Raw genomic sequence first — 1,956 nt, 5'->3', positions numbered from 1 at the left:
GATGTGGCGATCGCCTGATTGATGTGGCGATCGCCTGATTGATGTGGCGATCGACCGTCCTCACTCTTTTAAGATACAAGGGGCGGGTTCACCAATAATTTATGATAAAAATGAATAATATTGTAAACCCGCCCCCACGAACAATAAAAATGTACCGTGAATTTATTGAGTAATACCATTTTTCTAAAATCGTGCAACACTCTTCGACCCCCCCTAGCCCCCCCTTTCCAAGGGGGGGAACAAGAATACTGTTGCATTCTTTTTTAAAATTGGTATAATATCCTATCCTATCGATTGACTACAATCTGATTATTCGTTCGTAGTGCGGACTTAAGTCCGCAGAATAAGAGCGGACTTAAGTCCGCACTACGAACTGCAGAATAAGAGCGGACTTAAGTCCGCAGAATAAGAGCGGACTTAAGTCCAATGGCACTGAAAAAGTCTCAATCACTTAGGCTGTTTACCTTTTAAGATAGAGCGAGGTTCCTGCATTCGAGGATACGGCTTCGGTCTACATTTCAAAACTCTAGGTTCGGAACGATCGGGTCGAATCGTAAGCAGATTAGTTGCCACCTGATCCAACAGCAATTGATGCCATTGTCGCAGGTGGCGTTTGACTGTAGTTGCTAACACCGTCAATAACAGATTAAATTGCTGCCTCGTAGATTGGAATGAGAGTTGAAAAACTGTATGTTCTGACGAAGATACAGCCTGCCACATAATGGTACGCAATAAAGTGTAAGCGAATTTGTGTGTCCAGATTTCTTTTCTCACCATCACCGGAGTTTTAGATGTTAACATCTCCATTTTCAACGTTGTTTTAAGATAGCGTAAATTGACTTCAGCGGCCGACCAACGTAGCCCATATAAACAAGTTAATTTTTGAACCGTATATCGTTGGGCATCCATCAATGTTGTGACTACGATAATACGCTCAGCTCTGAAGCCACGGCGTTGAATACGCTCTTCAGACTTCCCGAACGATGAAATTAGAGGGCAATGCCTCAAATTCCTCATTACTCATGTGTTTAGGACACTGCTGGGGCTTATCCCAGACAACTTGATGGTCGCCAATTCCAAACTTTTTTCCCCGTCGAAAGTCCGTTTTACGAAGATGATTTTTACGGAAAACAGCATCTGCTCCTTGCTGTTTTACCAAAACTAAATCTAGATAATTGCCATAAGCTCGATCTGCCAATATCACATCGTCGGGAAGTAAATTTCCATAAAGCAGACGACTCATCACAATTTCACTGGTCGTCAACGAAGCAATACCAGCAGATACAACAGCCCCAGTCAGCAATGAAAAGAGTACCACTATTTTAGCGATGGGAAATCCACACCCAGTTTTTTGATTGGTATGTTGCGGATACTCGGCTTGATTAGCCGGGGTATCGCTCATCAACACGGTTGTTCCGTCTAGTACCCGCACCCGTCGTCCACACCATTGTTGTTCTGTGGGAACTTGCTTTTCTAGCGCCTCTGCTACTACGGGTACTAACTGTTGAACGAGTCTTTCGGGTAGTCGTTGGCGAGCTTTACTGTAAGCCCCTGTGTCTGAGGAAGGAGGTTTGACTCCGGCCGCACTCAGCCACACGATCATCCGCTTCACTGCTTGACTCAAACTTTTGTCGGGATCGAGTACCTGCGATACCATCGCCCATAAAGTGACTATCGGTGTGTAGACGCTGCTGTAATATGTCACGTTCTCGTTTGCCAGAAGTTCTTGGACTTTAGACTCTGGTAGCAGCTCCTCCCAAGGCAAGGCAATGCTCTGCAAAAATTGTTGTTTGAGAATTGACGCACGATTTGGCATAATGGAAATAGATTTTTGTGTTTGTAAGGCAATGATCTATATATATAGCGATCGCCAATGAATTGTAAATCACAAATCATGTATAATAATGAGGACGTAAATCTCAGTAGGAGTTGAGATGTCCCCAAAGAAATCGGCAG

Annotated in this window: 2 protein-coding genes; both read right to left on the bottom strand. The window is 44.0% G+C overall.

Annotated features, from left to right (window positions below; genetic code table 11):
• Positions 1-447: 447 nt before the first annotated feature.
• On the bottom strand, positions 448-801 hold the full coding sequence (locus tag JGK39_RS33300; protein WP_293262783.1) for a hypothetical protein: 354 nt from the start codon (positions 799-801) through the stop codon (positions 448-450).
• A gap of 166 nt (positions 802-967) precedes the next feature.
• Entirely contained in the window at positions 968-1,816 is an 849-nt protein-coding gene (locus JGK39_RS33295; RefSeq protein WP_293262780.1) for an IS4 family transposase, read from the bottom strand.
• Positions 1,817-1,956 lie beyond the last annotated feature (140 nt).

The organism is Microcoleus sp. PH2017_12_PCY_D_A, assembly GCF_020738565.1.
In the GTDB taxonomy this organism is placed as follows: domain Bacteria; phylum Cyanobacteriota; class Cyanobacteriia; order Cyanobacteriales; family Microcoleaceae; genus Microcoleus.
The sequence above is the reverse complement of the archived record's forward strand: the minus strand, read 5'-3'. Positions and strand labels throughout refer to the sequence as shown.